This is a genomic window from Actinomadura sediminis, from assembly GCF_042675525.1.
GTDB classification, from domain to species: Bacteria; Actinomycetota; Actinomycetes; order Streptosporangiales; family Streptosporangiaceae; genus Spirillospora; species Spirillospora sediminis.
Map to the genome: position 1 here is coordinate 1 of NZ_JBHTJA010000135.1, position 15,888 is coordinate 15,888.

Here is a 15,888-nt window from a genome sequence, read left to right on the forward strand (position 1 = left end):
GCCCGGCGGGCGCGGGCGGCGCGGCGAGCGTGGCGCCCGCGCGCACGTCGCCGCGCCGTTCGCGGTCGCGGAGGCGCTGCTGATCGCGGCGGTGTCCCCCGCCCTGCCCGGTCTCGCGCATCTGCGGGCGGGGCGGGTCCGGCTCGGCGGGGCGCTGCTCGGCGCGCAGGCGGTGCTGCTGACGGCCGCCGCCCTGGCCTTCGCGCACCTGCGGCCGCTGTTCCTGGAGTTGTCGGTGCGTCCCGGCTGGCTCACGGCGGCCACGGCGTGCTCGGTGGTGCTGGCGGCGCTGTGGGCTCTGCTGATCGCCCATTCCTATCTGACGCTGCTGCCCGGCGGCCTCTCCCCGCTGTGGCGGCTCGCGGGCGGCACGACCGTCTCGGTGCTGTGCCTGCTGGTGATCGTCCCGCCGCTGACGGTGGCGCACTACGGGCACCTGCAGCGCGACCTCGTCGAGAGCGTCTTCACCGAGGGGCCCGCGACGCCCGCCGCGCAGGCGGGCGGCGCCCGCGCCCCCGTGCCCGCCGCGCGCCCCGGCGGGGACCCGTGGGCGGGCGTGCCGCGCCTGAACGTCCTGCTGCTCGGCGGCGACGCCGACGTGGGCCGTCCGGGGGTGCGCACCGACAGCATCACGCTGGCCAGCGTCGACACCGGCACCGGCGACACCGTCCTGCTGAGCCTGCCGCGCAACCTGCAGCACGTGCCGGTGTGGTCGGGCCGGGCGCCCGTCCCCTATCCCCCGGACGGGCTGCTGAACGCCGTCTACCGTCACGGCGCCGCCGCCCCGGAGCTGCTCGCGCACGATGGACGCGCCGTCCGCGATCCGGGCGCGGAGCTGCTGAAGCGGACGGTGTCCCGCATCCTGGGCCTGCCGGTCCCGTACTACGTGATGGTCGACATGCGCGGGTTCCGGCGGATCGTCGACGCGGTCGGCGGTGTCCGGGTCTGCGTGGCCGAACGGGTCCCGGTGCCCCGGTCGCAGCTCCCGGCGGGCGTGCTGCGGCCCGGCTGCCGCACGCTGACCGGGCGGGAGGCGCTCTGGTACGGGCGTTCCCGCACCGGCAGCAGCGACTACGTCCGGATGGGCCGGCAGAAGTGCCTGCTGTGGGCGCTGGCCCGCCAGGCGGGCCCGCTGACCGTGCTGCGCGGCTTCGAGCGGCTCACCGGGGTGTTCAAGGAGTCCGTCGGTACCGATCTCCCGCAGCGGCTGCTGCCCGCCCTGGTCGACCTGTCCGCCAAGGTCCGGGACGCCGACGTCCGCAGCCTGCAGTTCGTCCCTCCGGTGATCTCCCCGTCCCGTCCCGACTACGCCGCGATCCGCCGGATGGCGGCGCGCGCCGTCCGGGACGGGACGGGACCGCACTCCGCGGGCGGCCCGGCGGGCGGCGCGCGCCCGCTGCGGGTCCTCGCCGACGGCTGCGGCTGACCGGCCGTCCCCGCCACGCCGCGCGCGGCCCGGCCGTCCGGGAGGTGGCGGCCGGGTGACGCGCGCGCGAACACCGGGTCTCGATCCGCCCTCAACAAGATCACGAATGTGCGCTTCCGAAACCCTCGGCGGGTTTCGCGCGTCCATAATGTGAGGCCGGAGGATTAAATCACCGTGGGCGGGGATCGGAGTTACATGGGTGGATGGGCGAGTCGTCGCGCCCGGCGGCCGGACCGCGACGGATCCCCCGGCGGGGCGGGCGGGCTGTCCCGCGCGCTCGCGCTGACGCTCGCCTCCGCCCTGGTCTGGGGCGTCGCCCACATCGTCACCGGCCGCCGCCGGATCGGCGGCCTGTTGCTCGCGGTGTACACGGTGCTGGCCGCGGCGGTCGCGGCCGCCGCCACGATCTACCGCGGCGACCTGCTGAACCTGATCGTCCGCCCGGACGTCCTGCAGCAGATCACCGGCGGCCTCATCGTGCTCGGCGTGCTGTGGGTCGCGCTCGTGGTCCGCTCCTACCAGCTGGTCCGCCCCGCGGGGATGCGGCCGAGCGCGCGGTCGCTCGGTGCCGCCGCCGTCGCGCTGATGTGCTTCGGCGTCGCGGTCCCGACGGCGTGGGCGGTGCGCGGCACGTACGTCTACCGGGACGCGCTGACCAGCATCTTCCAGGCCGGCGGCCACAGCGGCAAGAAGATCGACACGGACGACCCGTGGAACGGTGAGGAGCGCGTCAACATCCTGCTGCTCGGCGGCGACGCCGCGGAGAACCGCCCCGGCGTCCGCACCGACAGCATGACGCTCGCCAGCGTCGACACCGACACCGGCGACACCGTCCTGCTGAGCCTCCCGCGCAACCTGGAGAGCTTCCCGATGCCGCCGGGGCCCGCGCGCGACCGCTTCCCGTACGGGTTCACCGGCGGGGGGCCGATGACGCCCGGCCTGCTCAACGAGGTCTACCAGTACGCCGAGGAACACCCCGACGTGGTTCCGGGCGTCCCCAAGGGCCAGCGCGGCCCGACGCTGCTGAAGGCGACCATCTCGGGGATCCTCGGCCTGCCCGTCGACTACTACATCCTCGTCGACATGTTCGGTTTCGCCGACATCGTCGACGCCATGGGCGGCGTGAAGATCAACATCTTGCAGCCGATCCCCTACGGGCAGCGCGGCGACGTCCTCCAGCCCGGCTACCGGACGCTGACCGGCAAGGAGGCCCTCTGGTACGGGCGGTCGCGCACCAACAGCAGCGACTACGTCCGGATGGGCCGGCAGAAGTGCCTGATGGCCGCGATCGCCGAGCAGGCCGACCCGCGGACCGTCCTCACCAAGTTCGACGCGCTGGCCTCGGCCGCCAAGCAGACGCTGTCCACCGACATCCCGCAGGAGCTGCTGCCCGCGCTGATCGAGCTGTCCGGCGAGGTCAAGGAGGACGCGCGGATCGACAGCCTCCAGTTCGTCCCGCCGCTGATCCACACCGGCAACCCCGACTTCGAGAAGATCCGCAGGCTCGCCGCCGAGGCGATCGGCGCCGCCGACCGGCCCGCCGGGTCCGCGACGCCGTCGCCGCCGTCCTCCGGGTCCCCGTCGCAGACGCCGTCGGGTGCGGTGACCGTCGAACCGCCGGTGCAGGCGCAGGGCGCGCCGAGTCCCGGGACGACGCCGGCGACCGGGGCCCCGGAGACCGACCCGGTGTCGCTCGAGGCGAGCTGCCCCTGACCCGCTCCGGCGTGTTCTCCCTGTTCCGCCAAGGGGGATCATGGAGGGGAGACGTCTTCCGAGCATGAGAGGGGCGGGTGCGAGGTGCCTCGGATCCAGGGTTGCGACGCCTTCCGGGTGGCGATGCCGCGCGGGCGGCGGGCCGAGAGCATCCTCGTCCGGCTCGCCGACGGCGACGGCGCGTCCGGCTGGGGCGAGGCCGCCGTCCCGGACCCGCGCGGCGGCCGCGGGGGCGGGCGCGCGAAGACCGGCCGGAACGGGACGGGCGGCGACCCGTGGGCCGACATCGAGAACCGGATGGGCCCGGCGCTGATCGGCCTGGAATGGGACCGTCCCGAGGACGTGTCCGCCGCCGCGGACCTCGGCGGGCACGGGGCGGCCGCCGCGATCGACACCGCCTGCTGGGACCTGTGGTGCCGGGTCCGCGGCCTGCCGCTCGCGCACGCGCTGGGCGGCACCCGCACGTCCATCGTCACCGGTGCGCGGATCGCGCCCGCGCAGGTGCTGGAGACGCTGCCGACCCGCGTGAACCAGGCGGTCGGCGCGGGCCACACGCGCGTCACCGTGGACGTCCGTCCCGGATGGGACATCGAGCCGATCCGCCTGATCCGGCAGGCGTACCCGGCGCTGGCGCTCGTCGCCGACGCCGGCCACGCCTACCGCGACACGCCCGAGGACCTCGAGGTTCTGGTGGGGCTGGACGCCTACGGGCTCGCGGCGGTCGAGCGCCCGTTCCCGTCCGGCGACCTCGCGGCGCACGCGAAGCTGCAGCAGCGGATCGGCGCGGCCGTCGCGCCCGACGTCGGCGACCTCGACGCCCTCGAGGCGGCGCTGCTGCTGGAGGCGGGGCGGGCGCTGCACCTGCGCCCGGACCGGTTCGGCGGGCTCACCGCCGCCCGCAGCGCGCACGACCGCGCGTACGCGGCGGGCTGGGACGTGTGGTGCAGCGGCGTCGGCGCGTTCGGGATCGGGCAGGCCGCGGCCGTGGCGCTGGCCGCGCTGCCCGGCTGCACGCTGCCGAGCGACGTGTCGGACCCGGCCCACGGCCCCGTGTACGTGACGCCACCGGTGCGCTCGTCCGGCGGCGTCGTCGGGGTGCCGCTCACCCAGCCGGGGCTCGGCCACGAGGTGGACGAGGCGCGGATCGAGCGGCTCGCGACCCGCCGCATGCGGCTGTCGGCGTGACGGCCGGGCGGGGGCCGCGGGACGCGCCGGCGCCGGCCGTCCCCGGGACGGTGTGGGTGGTGGCGGGCCCGCCGGGGGCCGGGAAGTCGACGGTCGCGGACCTGCTGCTGGCGCGGCTGCGCCCGGTGCCGGCGCTGCTGGACAAGGACACGGTGTACGGGGGGTTCGTCGCGGCGACCCTGGCGGCGGGCGGACGCGACCCGGGCGAGCGGGAGGGCCCCTGGTACGACGCGCACGTCAAGCGGCACGAGTACGCGGGGATGACGGCGACCGCGCGGGAGATCCGCGCGCACGGCTGCCCGGTGCTGCTGAGCGGCCCGTTCACGGGCCAGATCCGCTCGCCGGAACGCTGGGCGGAGTGGGTCCGGGCGCTCGGCGGCGACCCCGTGCGGCTGGTGTGGGTCCGGACGGACGCGGCGACGCTGCGGCACCGACTGGAGCGGCGGGGCTCCCCGCGCGACACCGGCAAGCTCGCGGCGTTCGCCGGGTTCCTCGCGCGGATGCGGCCGGACGAACCTCCGCCGGTCCCGCACGACGCCGTCGACAACCGCCTGGCCGCGGCCGTGCCGCCGGACGTCCAGGTGGACTCGCTGGTCCGCCGGTGGAACGCCCCGGAATGATCGTCCGGCGGGGGCTGCGCACCCCGCCGGACGTCTTCGTCGCACCGGCCGCACGTGCGGCCGGTGCGCGGATCAGAAGATGTTGATGTTGACGTTCTCGTTCTCGTTCTCGCTCCCGCAGCAGTGGCAGCCGCAGTCGCCCTTGACCGGGGCTGCGGACGCCGCCGAGGCCAGGCCGAAGCCCGCCATCGTGGTCGCGGCGGTCAGAACCAGAACCGAGACAATGCGCTTCATGACCATCCCTTTCGCCGGTTGTCTGGCGCTTGCTCCGCAATCCTGCCCCGAAGAGCTACGCTATGTCACCTTACTATCACTATGAGTGAGCAAAGTCGTGGCGGCCGCGCGGGATGATCACGACGGGTCGCGGACGCCGTCCGCCGGATCGGGATCAGTAGGACTTGGGCAGCCCCAGCGAGTGCTGCGCGACGAAGTTGAGGATCATCTCGCGGCTGACCGGGGCGATCCGCATCAGCCGGACCACGCCCGCGAGCATCCCCACGCCGTACTCGCTCGTCAGGCCGTTGCCGCCGTGGGTCTGGATCGCCTGGTCGACGCAGTGGATCGCGGCCTCGGCGGTCGCGTACTTCGCCATGTTCGCGGCCTCGCCCGCCCCCATGTCGTCGCCCGCGTCGTACAGCGCGGCGGCCTTCTGCCCCATCAGCCGCGCCAGCTCCAGCTCGATCTTGGCGGCGGCCAGCGGGTGCGCGACGCCCTGGTGCGCGCCGATCGGCGACCGGAACACCTGCCGGTCCTTCGCGTAGGCGGTCGCCTTGCCCAGCGCCAGCCGCCCGATCCCGGCGCCCATCGCCGACGCCATGATCCGCTCCGGGTTGAGACCCGCGAACAGTTGCAGCAGGCCGCCGTCCTCGTCGCCCACGAGCGCGTCGTACGGCAGCCGGACGTCATCGAGATGGCAGACGAACTGCTTCTCCGGCGACACGATCTCCATGTCGATCGGCGTGAAGGCGAACCCCGGCGCGTCCGTCGGGACGATGAACAGCGACGGCCGCAGATTCCCCTGCTGGTCCTCGGTGCGGCAGACGAACAGGACGGCGTCCGCCTCGTCGACACCCGAGATGAACGTCTTCTGCCCGTTCAGCACCCAGCCGTCCCCGTCGCGGCGGGCGGTGGTGGTGATGCGGTGCGCGTTGGAGCCCGCGTCCGGCTCCGTGATCGCGAACGCCATCTTCACCGACCCGTCGGCGAACCGCGGCAGCCACTGCTTCTTCTGCCCCTCGGTGCCGGACCGCGCGATGATCGTCGCGCAGATCGCCGGGGACACCACCATGAGCAGCAGCGGGCAGCCGGCCGCGGCCAGCTCCTCGCACACCGCCGCGAGGTCGCCGATGCCGCCGCCCCCGCCGCCGTACTCCTCGGGAACGTTGACGCCGAGGTAGCCGAGGCGCCCCGCCTCCGCCCACAGCTCGTCCGTCTTCTCCCCGGCCCGCGCCTTCTCCACGTAGTACGACGACCCGTACTTCGCGCCAAGCTCGGCGACGGCCGCGCGCAGCGCCCGCCGCTCCTCGGTCTCGGTGAAGCTCACTCGTGGTTCCCTTCGATCACGGCGAGGACGGCACCGGCCTCGACCTGCTGCCCGGCTCCGACATTGAGTTCCGCCACGGTCCCGGCGGCGGGGGCGGCGATGCGGTGCTCCATCTTCATCGCCTCCAGGACGACGAGGGCCTGCCCCTCGGCGACCCGCGCCCCCCGCTCGGTCTCGACGCGCACCACCGTCCCGGGCATCGGGGCGAGCAGCGACCCGGGGGCGATCTGGTCGCTCGGGTCCGTGAACCGGGGCACCGCCCGGAACGCGACCGGGCCGAGCCGCGAGTCGACGAACACCGCCCCGTCCACGGCCGTCACCGCGAACGTCTCGCGGAGCCCGCCGCGCTCGAGGACGACCTCGTGCGGCGCCGCCGACACCACGGACGCCCCCGGGCACAGGTCGCAGAGCAGACCGTCCCGGCCCAGGCGGTAGTCGACGTCGATGATCCCGAACGGGCCCTCGAACGACCTGCGCTGCGGCTGCGACCGCACGTTCCGCCAGCCGGACGGCAGCCCGCCCTGCACCCGCGCCGCCGCCCGCTCGCCCGCCGCACCCGCGAGCGCCGCCGCCAGCGCGGACGTCCGGACGGCCTCCTCGCCCGCGAGCGGCGCGGCCAGCACGTCCAGGCCGATCCGCTCGAGGTAGCCGGTGTCGGTGTCGCCCGCCAGGAACGCCCGCTCCTCCAGGATCCGGACGAGCAGGTCACGGTTGGTGGTCAGGCCATGGATCCGGGCCCCGCGCAGCCCCGCCGCGAGGCGCCGCGCAGCCGCCTCCCTCGTCGGCCCCCACGCGATCAGCTTGGCGAGCATCGGGTCGTAGTGGACGCCGACCGCCGAGCCGCTCTCCACGCCCGCGTCGAGCCGCAGCCCGTGCGACGCCGGCACGGCGAACTCGGCGTCGACGTCCGGCACCTCGAACGTGTGCAGCACACCGCTCGCGGGGCGCCAGTCCAGGGCCGGGTCCTCCGCGTACAGCCGCACCTCGATCGCGTGGCCCCGCGGCTCCGGCGGCGCGTCCGGCAGGCGGGCGCCCTCCGCGACCGCGAGCTGCCACCCGACGAGGTCCACCCCGTACACGCACTCGGTCACCGGGTGCTCGACCTGCAGCCTGGTGTTGACCTCGAGGAAATGGAACCGGCCGTCCGGCGCGAGCATGAACTCGACCGTCCCCGCGCCCACGTAGCCGATCGCCTTGGCCGCGTCGACCGCCGCACGGCACAGCTCGTCCCGCAGCCCGGGGCCGACCGCCGGGGACGGCGCCTCCTCGACGATCTTCTGGTGGCGGCGCTGGATCGAGCACTCGCGCTCTCCGAGCGCCCACACCGTGCCGTGCGCGTCCGCGAGGATCTGCACCTCGATGTGACGGGCGTGCTCCAGCAGGGGCTCGCAGAACACCGACGGATCGCCGAACGCCGACTCCGCCTCGCGGCGGGCCGCGGCGACCGCGTCGTCCAGCTCCGCCTTCTCCCGGACGATCCGCATCCCGCGTCCGCCGCCGCCCGCGGACGCCTTGACGAGCAGCGGCAGATCGCCCTCGGTCACCCGGGCGGGGTCGATCTCCGGCAGCACCGGGACGCCCGCCGCCGCCATCAGCTTCTTCGCCTCGATCTTCGACCCCATCGCGGCGATCGCCTCCGGCGGCGGCCCCACCCAGGTCAGGCCCGCCGCGGCGACGGCCCGCGCGAACTCCGCGTTCTCCGACAGGAACCCGTACCCGGGGTGGACGGCGTCCGCCCCGGCGGCGCGGGCCGCCTCGAGGACGCGCTCGGCGGACAGGTACGTCTCGGCGGGGGCCGCACCGGGCAGCCGCCCGGCGACGTCGGCGTCCCGCACGTGCGGCGCGTCCGCGTCCGGGTCGGAGAACACCGCCACCGTGCCGACGCCCAGGTCCCGGCAGGCGCGCATGACGCGGCGCGCGATCTCGCCCCGGTTGGCGACCAGCAATCTCTTGATCATCACGCTCACATCCGGAAGACGCCGAAGCCGTCGGCTCCGCGCACGGGCGCGTTGTGGACGGCGGACAGGCACAGGCCGAGAACGGTCCGGGTGTCGCGCGGGTCGATCACCCCGTCGTCGTACAACCGGCCGGACAGGAAGAACGGCAGGGACTCCGCCTCGATCTGCGACTCCACCATCTCCCGCATGGCGCGGTCCTGGTCCTCGTCGTAGACCTGGCCCCGCGCCTCCGCGGCCTGCCGCGCCACGATCGACAGGACGCCGGCGAGCTGCTGCGGCCCCATCACCGCCGACTTCGCGCTCGGCCACGTGAACAGGAACCGGGGGTCGTACGCCCGGCCGCACATCCCGTAGTTCCCCGCGCCGTAGGACGCGCCCATCACGATCGAGATGTGCGGGACCCTGCTGTTCGACACCGCGTTGATCATCAGCGCCCCGTGCTTGATGATCCCCGCCTGCTCGTACTCCTTGCCGACCATGTAGCCGGTCGTGTTGTGCAGGAAGATCAGCGGCGTGTCCGCCCGGTTCGCGAGCTGGATGAACTGCGCGGCCTTCTGCGCCTCCGCCCCGAACAGGACGCCCTGCGCGTTGGCCAGCACGCCGACCGGATACCCGTGCACCCGCGCCCACCCGGTGACCAGGCTCGTCCCGTACAGCGGCTTGAACTCGTCGAACCGCGAGCCGTCCGCGACCCGGGCGATGACCTCGCGCGGGTCGAACGGCGTCTTCAAGTCCTCGGGGACGATGCCCGCCAGTTCGTCCGCGTCGTACAGCGGTTCCTCGACGGGCCCCGGCTCCGGGCCCCGCCTGCGATGGTTCAGCCCCTTGACGATCTGCCGGCCCAGCCGGAGCGCGTCCGGTTCGTCCACCGCCATGTAGTCGGCGAGCCCGGACGTCCGCGCGTGCATCTCCGCGCCGCCGAGTTCCTCGTCGTCGGCCTCCTCGCCGGTGGCCATCTTCACCAGCGGCGGCCCGCCCAGGAACACCTTCGCGCGTTCCCTCACCATGACGACGTGGTCGCACATCCCCGGGATGTACGCCCCGCCCGCGGTGGAGTTGCCGAACACCAGCGCGATCGTCGGGATCCCGGCCGCCGACAGCCGGGTCAGGTCCCGGAACATCCGGCCGCCGGGGATGAAGATCTCCTTCTGCGACGGCAGGTCCGCCCCGCCCGACTCCACCAGATTGATCACCGGCAGCCGGTTCTCCAGCGCGATGTCGGAGGCCCGGAAGCTCTTCTTGACCGTCCACGGGTTGCTGGCGCCGCCCCGCACCGTGGGATCGTTCGCGACGATCATGCATTCGACGCCCTCGACCACGCCGATGCCGGTCACCACGCTGGCCCCGACGGGGAAGTCGCTCCCCCAGGCGGCGAGCGGGCTCAGCTCCAGGAACGGCGAGTCGCGGTCGAGCAGCAGCTCGATCCGTTCCCGCGCGAGCAGCTTCCCGCGCTCGCGGTGCCGCGCGACGTACTTGTCGCCCCCGCCCGCGAGCGCCTTCGCGTGCTCGGCGTCCAGCGCGGCCAGCTTCTCCAGCATCGCCGCCCGCCGCTCCCGGTACTCGGGACCCTGCGTGTCGAGCGAACTCTTCAATCTCACAGAACGGCCTCCGGGATGTCGACGAGGCGGGACCGCAGCCACTCCCCGAGGGCTTTGCCCTGCGGGTCGAACCGGGTCGAGGCGGACACGCCCTCCTGCAGCAGCCCTTCGACGACGAAGTTGACCGCGCGGAGGTTCGGGAGAACGTGACGCGTGACGGTGTGCGCCCGCGTCTCGGGCATGAGCTCGTGAAGCCGCTCGACGGTGAGGAAGGGCTCCAGCCATCGCCACTGGGCGTCGGTGCGGGCCCACACGCCGATGTTGGCGTCGCCGCCCTTGTCGCCGCTCCGGGCCCCGGCGACCCGCCCCAGGGGCACCCGCCGCAGGGGCACCCGCCGCACGGCGGCGCCCGCCTCCTCGGCGGGCGGGTTTTCCACAGATCCCGGTTCGACCGGCTCCCCGTGACCTGGGTGTTCGACAATCGAAGTGGGGTCGGCCCCCCGGGCGGGCGGGGACTCAGATGCGGGCGATTCCGCACTCGCCGATGTGAGGGGGGCCGCCGGGACGGGAACGCGGGTGCCGTCCGGGAGAACGGCGACGTGCTCGATCTCCTCGTTGGGGACGAACGCGGGCGAGTAGACCCCGTACGGGCTTCCCTTCCCCGGCGGGGACGTCATCGTGAACCCGGGGTATCCGGCCAGCGCCATCTCCACCGCCGCGCCGCTGAACGCCCGGCCGACCTTCTCCGGATCGGGATCGAGGACGGCGCAGCGCAGCAGCGCAGTCGCCTCGCCCTGCGTGCCGGGATCGGCGGCGGGGCTCCCGAGGAGCGTCCATTCGATCTTCGCCGGGCGGGACTCGCCGAACGCCGCCTCCATCTGCGTCTGCACCAGGCCCGCCTTGGCCTCGACGTCCAGGCCGGTGAGCACGAACGTCATCTCGTTACGGTGCCCCCCGAGGTGGTTGAGGCACACCTTGGTCCCCGGGGGCGGCGGTGCTCCCCGCACCCCGCTGATCGAGACCCGGTCGGCGCCGTCATCGCGCAGCTCGATCGTGTCGAACCGCGTGGTCACGTCCGGCCCGGCGTATGCCGGGCCGCCGATCTCGTACAGGAGCTGGGCGGTGACGGTCTCGATCGTGACGGCGCCGCCCGTCCCGGCGTGCTTCGTGATCACGCTTGAGCCGTCCGCCTGGATCTCGGCCAGCGGAAAGCCCGGCGCCTTTACGTTGTAGATTTCTTGGAAGAACGCGTAGTTGCCGCCCGTCGCCTGCGCACCGCATTCGAGGACGTGCCCGGCGACGGTCGCACCGGCGAGCGCGTCCCAGTCGTCCCGCGCCCACCCGAAGTGCGCCGCCGCGGGCCCGACGACGAGCGACGCGTCCGTCACCCGCCCGGTCACCACCACGTCCGCGCCGCCGCGCAGGCATGCGGCGATCCCCCACGCGCCGAGGTAGGCGTTCGCGGTGAGCGGCCGCCCGTACCGCTCATCCGCCAGGCCGAGCCCGTCCGCGCGTGCGAGCAGGTCGTCTCCCTCGACGTACGCGATCTCGACCGCGACTCCGAGCCGGTCGGCCAGCTCGCGCAGCTTCGCGGCCAGCCCGGCCGGGTTCAGCCCGCCGGCATTGGTGACGATCTTCGTCCCGCGGTCGGCCGCGCGCCCGAGGCACTCTTCCATCTGCCGCAGGAACGTCGTCGCGTAGCCGGCGTCCGGGTCCTTCATCTTCCCGCGCCCCAGGATGAGCATCGTCAGCTCGGCGAGATAGTCGCCGGTGAGGACGTCGAGCGGCCCTCCCTCCAGCATCTCCCGCACGGCGGAGAAGCGGTCGCCGTAGAAACCCGAGGCGTTACCGATCCGCAACGGTCGACTCATGGCCAGCACCCTGCCATCCGGCACAGAAAAAATCAATCACGCATGATTGTTTTCCCGCACCACAGTCGGCGCCCCGGACGCGCCCGCAGCACACCGGCCACGCGGAGCGCGACGACGGCCCGCCCACCCGGAGACCTCGTCGCCGCCTCCTACTTCGGCAGGGTGAGAATCTCCGCCCCCTTGTCGGTGATGGCGATCGTGTGCTCGCTGTGCGCGGTCCGGCAGCCCGTCGCGCTCCGGAGCGTCCAGCCGTCGGCGTCGGTGACGAGCTCGGCGGTGTCCGCCATGATCCAGGGCTCCAATGCCAGCAGGAGCCCCGGCCGCAGCTTGTACCCGCGGCCGGGGCGGCCCTTGTTCGGGATGTGCGGGTCCTGGTGCATCGTCGAGCCGACGCCGTGACCTCCGAACTCGGTGCTGATCGGGTACCCCGCCTCACCGAGGACCGAGCCGATGGCATGGGAGATGTCGCCGACGCGGGCCCCCGGCCCGGCAGCGGCGATCCCTGCGTTCAACGCGCGTTCGGTCGCCTCGATCATCGCGACGCTCTCCGGCGGACTGGAGTCGCCCACGATGAAACTGACGGCGGAGTCCGCGACCACTCCGCCGAGGGACACGGCGAGGTCGAGCGTCAGCAGGTCGCCGTCGGCGAGGGCGTAGTCGTACGGCTTTCCGTGGAGCACGGCGTCGTTGACCGATGTGCAGATGTAGTGGCCGAACGGGCCGCGCCCGAAGGACGGCTCGTAGTCGACGTAGCACGACTCCGCTCCCGCCTCGACGATCATGTCCTTCGCCCACCGGTCGATGTCCAGGAGGTTCGTGCCGACCGCGCTGCGACCCTTCAGGGTCTGCAGGATGTCGGCGACCAGGGCGCCGGCGTCCCTGGCCCGCGGCAGTTCGGCGGGGTTCAGAATCTCGATCATCCGGGAGGAGCCTTCCTGACGTTCCCAATAACTATCCCGGCCATACTATCCCGGTATTAGTATCGGAACATGGTCAGGTTGCCGCTCACTCCCGCAGACATCGAACGCGGACAGCGCCTCGGCGCCCTCCTGCGCCGCGCCAGGGGGACGAGGTCGATGCTCGACACCGCGCTCGACGCGGGAGTCTCACCGGAGACCCTCCGCAAGATCGAGTCCGGTCGTGTGGCCACCCCCGCCTTCCCGACCATCGCCGCGATCGCCCACGTCCTCGGCCTCTCCCTCGACGCGGTGTGGGCGGAGATCAACCGGCCGGACGGCGAGGCCGACCACGCAAGGACGAGCCGCGGCACAGGTGGGCAACTGGCCTCGTGACCGAAGCGCGGGCCGCCGCACCATCGGCGTGGGCCGACAGCGGACCGGTCCCCGGCGATGCCGCTGTGCAGTGTGGCGACCCGCCACCCGGCGGTGCAACCGACCGACGGGCAATGGACGCGGCCGCCGAAGCGGTCGGCCCCCGCCGTTCCCTGGCGCGATGCACCCAAGGAACGGCGGGCGCCACAACCTGACCTCGGCGAATCGCCGGCACCGTGCCACGACGCTGTGGTGCCTCAGAAGCGCGGTCGCTCGCCTTCACCGGAGCGCCGGGCCGGCGAGCACGTCAGACCGCGCCGTGGGCCCGGCACAGCCCCCCGCCGCCGGCCGGCGTCAGCACCGGCGCGTCACCGCCGGAGACCCGCGTGCTCGACGAAGTCGCGCCGGTCGTCCCGTAGTCGAAGCCGAACAGGCAGCGCACCGTCTCGTTCTCCGCCTTACGGGGTTTGCCGTGGTCAGCGCGGCCATCCGCGCCGCCTCCACGCATCGACCGGTCCGTGTTCCGCGGTGGCGGCTCTCACCCCGCTGAGAGGAGGAGCCGTACACCTTCATAGGTCCTCCAGCTCTTTGAGGATGGCGACCTGTGAGTCCTCGGTGTTCAGTGCCTGGGCTCTGATGGTCTCGAACAGCGTGCCGAGTTCGGCGATGTAGCCCGGTTCGTCGACCGGGCGACCGCGTCCGCCCGCCGTTTCGGCGTAGCCGGTGTCCACCTCGCCCGACGACGAGAGGAGCGCGAACGAGCCCTCGGGTAGGACTTCGGCGTCCTCCGGCACCACGTGGACGTGCACGTGGGGCAACTCCGCCAGGCTCAGCAAGTGTTCGAGCTGGCCCCGCATGACCGCGGGCCCTCCGAACGAACGGCGGAGGGCCGAAGCGTCGATGAGAGCGACGATCACGGGCGGGGCCTCTCGGCGCAGGACCTCTGCTCTCTCCATCCGCGCCGCCAGCAATTGTTCGACCTTGTCCGGATGCCTGCCTTTTCGCAGGACTGCCCGCGCGTACTCGTTCGTGTGGAACAGGCCGCTGATCGCGAAGTTCTCGTAGAGCTTGATGATCGCGGCCTCCGCTTCCGCCTCCATGAAGTCGGCGAACCCCGGCGGAATGCCGATCTCTTCGATGACGCGCGGGTAGAGGGCCGCGAAGAACTGCTCCAGCCCGAATACCTCGTCCAGGCTCCGGGCGAGCCGGCGCGTCGGGCGGCGGGCGCAGACCTCGATGCCGCCGACCAGGTCACCTGGGATGCCGGCCCTCGCCCCCAGTTCGGACTGGGACCAGCCTTTCTGCTCGCGGCTCCTCTTGAGGTGGAATGCGAAGAACGCGCTGAGGGACTCGGAGGGGATCGGGGTAGGCATGATGACCTTCCAATCTGCACGACGCCGTGCGCTCGGCATGTGACGCATCGAGATGCATTCACAGCAGAGCGTAGCCGCCGCAGAAGGAGACCGAACCCCCTCGGAGCAAACATTTCTCGAGAAAAATAGATGATCAAGAACTGCGATACCCACTTTCTCTAACTCGCCCCAGATAAATACATATGGAAGATACAGAACTCCTCTCGGCCCGCCCCACAGCAAACCGCCCGCGCGCGCCCACACGGTTAGGGGCTCCCCTAGGGCAGCTACGCTCCCGGCCGGGCCGTTGCCTACCCCTCACCGCTCCCCCGGGCAAGGCATGGCACAGTGGAATGTCGTCGTTCGTTGAAGGGCGGCCGCCCAGGACGTGCACAAGCCGGGTTCGTGCGGTCGCGGGGGCCGCGACACCGAACGAAGCACGGTCTGGTCGCAACGGGTCCGACCCAGCGCACTCGGCGGGCGGCGCGGGAAAGAATCAAGCGTGCTTGATTGTTTTTCCTTCCGGGCCTTTGATTGACTGGAGACCACGCCGAGCCGAGGAAGAGATGACCACGCAGGCAGTGCCACGCGAACCCCAGCAGGACCGCAGCCGCGCGACGCGGCGACGTCTCCTGGAGGCCGCAGTCGAGTGCCTGGCCTCCGCCGGATGGGCCGGGACGACCGTGGCCGTCGTCGCTGAGCGCGCCGGGGTGTCGCGTGGTGCGGCGCAGCACCACTTCCGCACCCGCGAGGAGCTGGTGACCGCCGCGGTCGAGTACGGCTCGGAGGTCCGCATGTCACAGATGCGGGAGCGGCTGGACGAACTCGCCGACCGACGTCCGAGCACCCTCGACGTCGTAACGCTGCTCGGCGAGATGTACACGACGCCGCTGTTCCGGGCCGCGCTGCAGCTGTGGGTGGCGGCGAGCTCAGACGAGCAGCTGCGCGCGCAAGTCGTTCCGCTGGAGGCCCGGGTCGGCCGGGAGGCGCACCGCCTGACGGTCGAGGCACTGGGCGCGGACGAGTCCGTGCCGGGGGTCCGCGAGACCGTGCAGGCGACGCTCGACCTCGTGCGCGGCCTCGGGCTCGCCGACCTGCTCACCGACGACTCGGCCCGCCGCGAGAGGCTGCTGCGGCAATGGGCCGCAACCCTCGACACGGCCCTCGGCCGCTGACGCCCCGCTCGCTTCCCACACGGACGGACCGGCGACCATCGGGAGGCGCCGTGCTGGACATCGCCGGCCCCGGCCCGCTCCCCCTCATCTCCGGAACCGCAGGACTCATCGCACTCGGCCTCTTCACCACCACAACCCGGCCCACAAAATGAGAAAGGCCCCACCATAAACGGTGAGGCCTTCCTGCAAAAAAGGTCCGGCGGCGTCCTACTCTCCCACACAGTCTCCCATGCAGT

Annotated in this window: 13 protein-coding genes; 6 read left to right on the plus strand and 7 right to left on the minus strand. The window is 72.8% G+C overall.

The features are described from left to right. The 4 genes from ACFQ11_RS33995 to ACFQ11_RS34010 form a co-directional block, all read left to right on the plus strand. The coding region (locus ACFQ11_RS33995; RefSeq protein ID WP_378306344.1) for an LCP family protein at positions 1-1,426 on the plus strand (1,426 nt) is incomplete at its 5' end. Positions 1,427-1,621: 195 nt separating this feature from the next. Next, complete coding sequence (locus ACFQ11_RS34000; protein WP_378306346.1) at positions 1,622-3,139, plus strand: LCP family protein; 1,518 nt, start codon at positions 1,622-1,624, stop codon at positions 3,137-3,139. Between the two features lie 123 nt (positions 3,140-3,262). Then, a complete protein-coding gene (locus tag ACFQ11_RS34005) occupies positions 3,263-4,324 on the plus strand; it encodes an enolase C-terminal domain-like protein (protein WP_378306368.1) in 1,062 nt (353 codons plus the stop codon). Further along, the gene (locus ACFQ11_RS34010; protein ID WP_378306348.1) at positions 4,321-4,944 is read left to right on the plus strand and encodes an AAA family ATPase; all 624 of its coding nucleotides are present in this window, start codon (positions 4,321-4,323) and stop codon (positions 4,942-4,944) included. Before ACFQ11_RS34005 ends, ACFQ11_RS34010 begins: the two co-directional genes overlap by 4 nt. 72 nt (positions 4,945-5,016) lie before the next feature. Here ACFQ11_RS34010 and ACFQ11_RS34015 read toward each other — a convergent pair whose 3' ends face one another. The 6 genes from ACFQ11_RS34015 to map all read right to left on the minus strand — a co-directional run bounded on the left by ACFQ11_RS34015 (position 5,017) and on the right by map (position 12,774). Further along, positions 5,017-5,178, minus strand: a complete 162-nt coding sequence (locus ACFQ11_RS34015) for a hypothetical protein (protein ID WP_378306350.1) — start codon at positions 5,176-5,178, stop codon at positions 5,017-5,019. Between the two features lie 154 nt (positions 5,179-5,332). Beyond that, positions 5,333-6,487, minus strand: coding sequence for an acyl-CoA dehydrogenase family protein (locus ACFQ11_RS34020; protein ID WP_378306352.1), 1,155 nt, complete (start codon positions 6,485-6,487; stop codon positions 5,333-5,335). Further along, positions 6,484-8,445: an acetyl/propionyl/methylcrotonyl-CoA carboxylase subunit alpha gene (locus tag ACFQ11_RS34025; protein WP_378306354.1), complete on the minus strand. Its 1,962-nt coding sequence runs from the start codon at positions 8,443-8,445 to the stop codon at positions 6,484-6,486. The genes ACFQ11_RS34020 and ACFQ11_RS34025 overlap by 4 nt, the downstream gene beginning before the upstream one ends. 5 nt (positions 8,446-8,450) lie before the next feature. Further along, a complete protein-coding gene (locus tag ACFQ11_RS34030; RefSeq protein WP_378306356.1) occupies positions 8,451-10,043 on the minus strand; it encodes an acyl-CoA carboxylase subunit beta in 1,593 nt (530 codons plus the stop codon). Continuing rightward, positions 10,040-11,854 carry an acyclic terpene utilization AtuA family protein gene (locus ACFQ11_RS34035; protein WP_378306358.1) on the minus strand — a complete coding sequence of 605 codons (1,815 nt, stop codon included), beginning with the start codon at positions 11,852-11,854 and terminating at the stop codon, positions 10,040-10,042. The genes ACFQ11_RS34030 and ACFQ11_RS34035 overlap by 4 nt, the downstream gene beginning before the upstream one ends. A 149-nt stretch (positions 11,855-12,003) precedes the next feature. After that, a complete protein-coding gene (map, locus tag ACFQ11_RS34040; RefSeq protein ID WP_378306360.1) occupies positions 12,004-12,774 on the minus strand; it encodes a type I methionyl aminopeptidase in 771 nt (256 codons plus the stop codon). 69 nt (positions 12,775-12,843) lie between these two features. On the opposite strand from map, the gene ACFQ11_RS34045 reads away from it, so the two are divergent. Then, complete coding sequence (locus ACFQ11_RS34045) at positions 12,844-13,146, plus strand: helix-turn-helix domain-containing protein (protein WP_378306362.1); 303 nt, start codon at positions 12,844-12,846, stop codon at positions 13,144-13,146. Positions 13,147-13,694: 548 nt separating this feature from the next. On the opposite strand, the gene ACFQ11_RS34050 is transcribed toward ACFQ11_RS34045, so the two are convergent. Further along, the gene (locus tag ACFQ11_RS34050; RefSeq protein ID WP_378306364.1) at positions 13,695-14,498 is read right to left on the minus strand and encodes a helix-turn-helix domain-containing protein; all 804 of its coding nucleotides are present in this window, start codon (positions 14,496-14,498) and stop codon (positions 13,695-13,697) included. Between the two features lie 545 nt (positions 14,499-15,043). Here ACFQ11_RS34050 and ACFQ11_RS34055 point away from each other — a divergent pair. Beyond that, positions 15,044-15,652, plus strand: a complete 609-nt coding sequence (locus ACFQ11_RS34055) for a TetR/AcrR family transcriptional regulator (protein WP_378306366.1) — start codon at positions 15,044-15,046, stop codon at positions 15,650-15,652. Positions 15,653-15,888 lie beyond the last annotated feature (236 nt).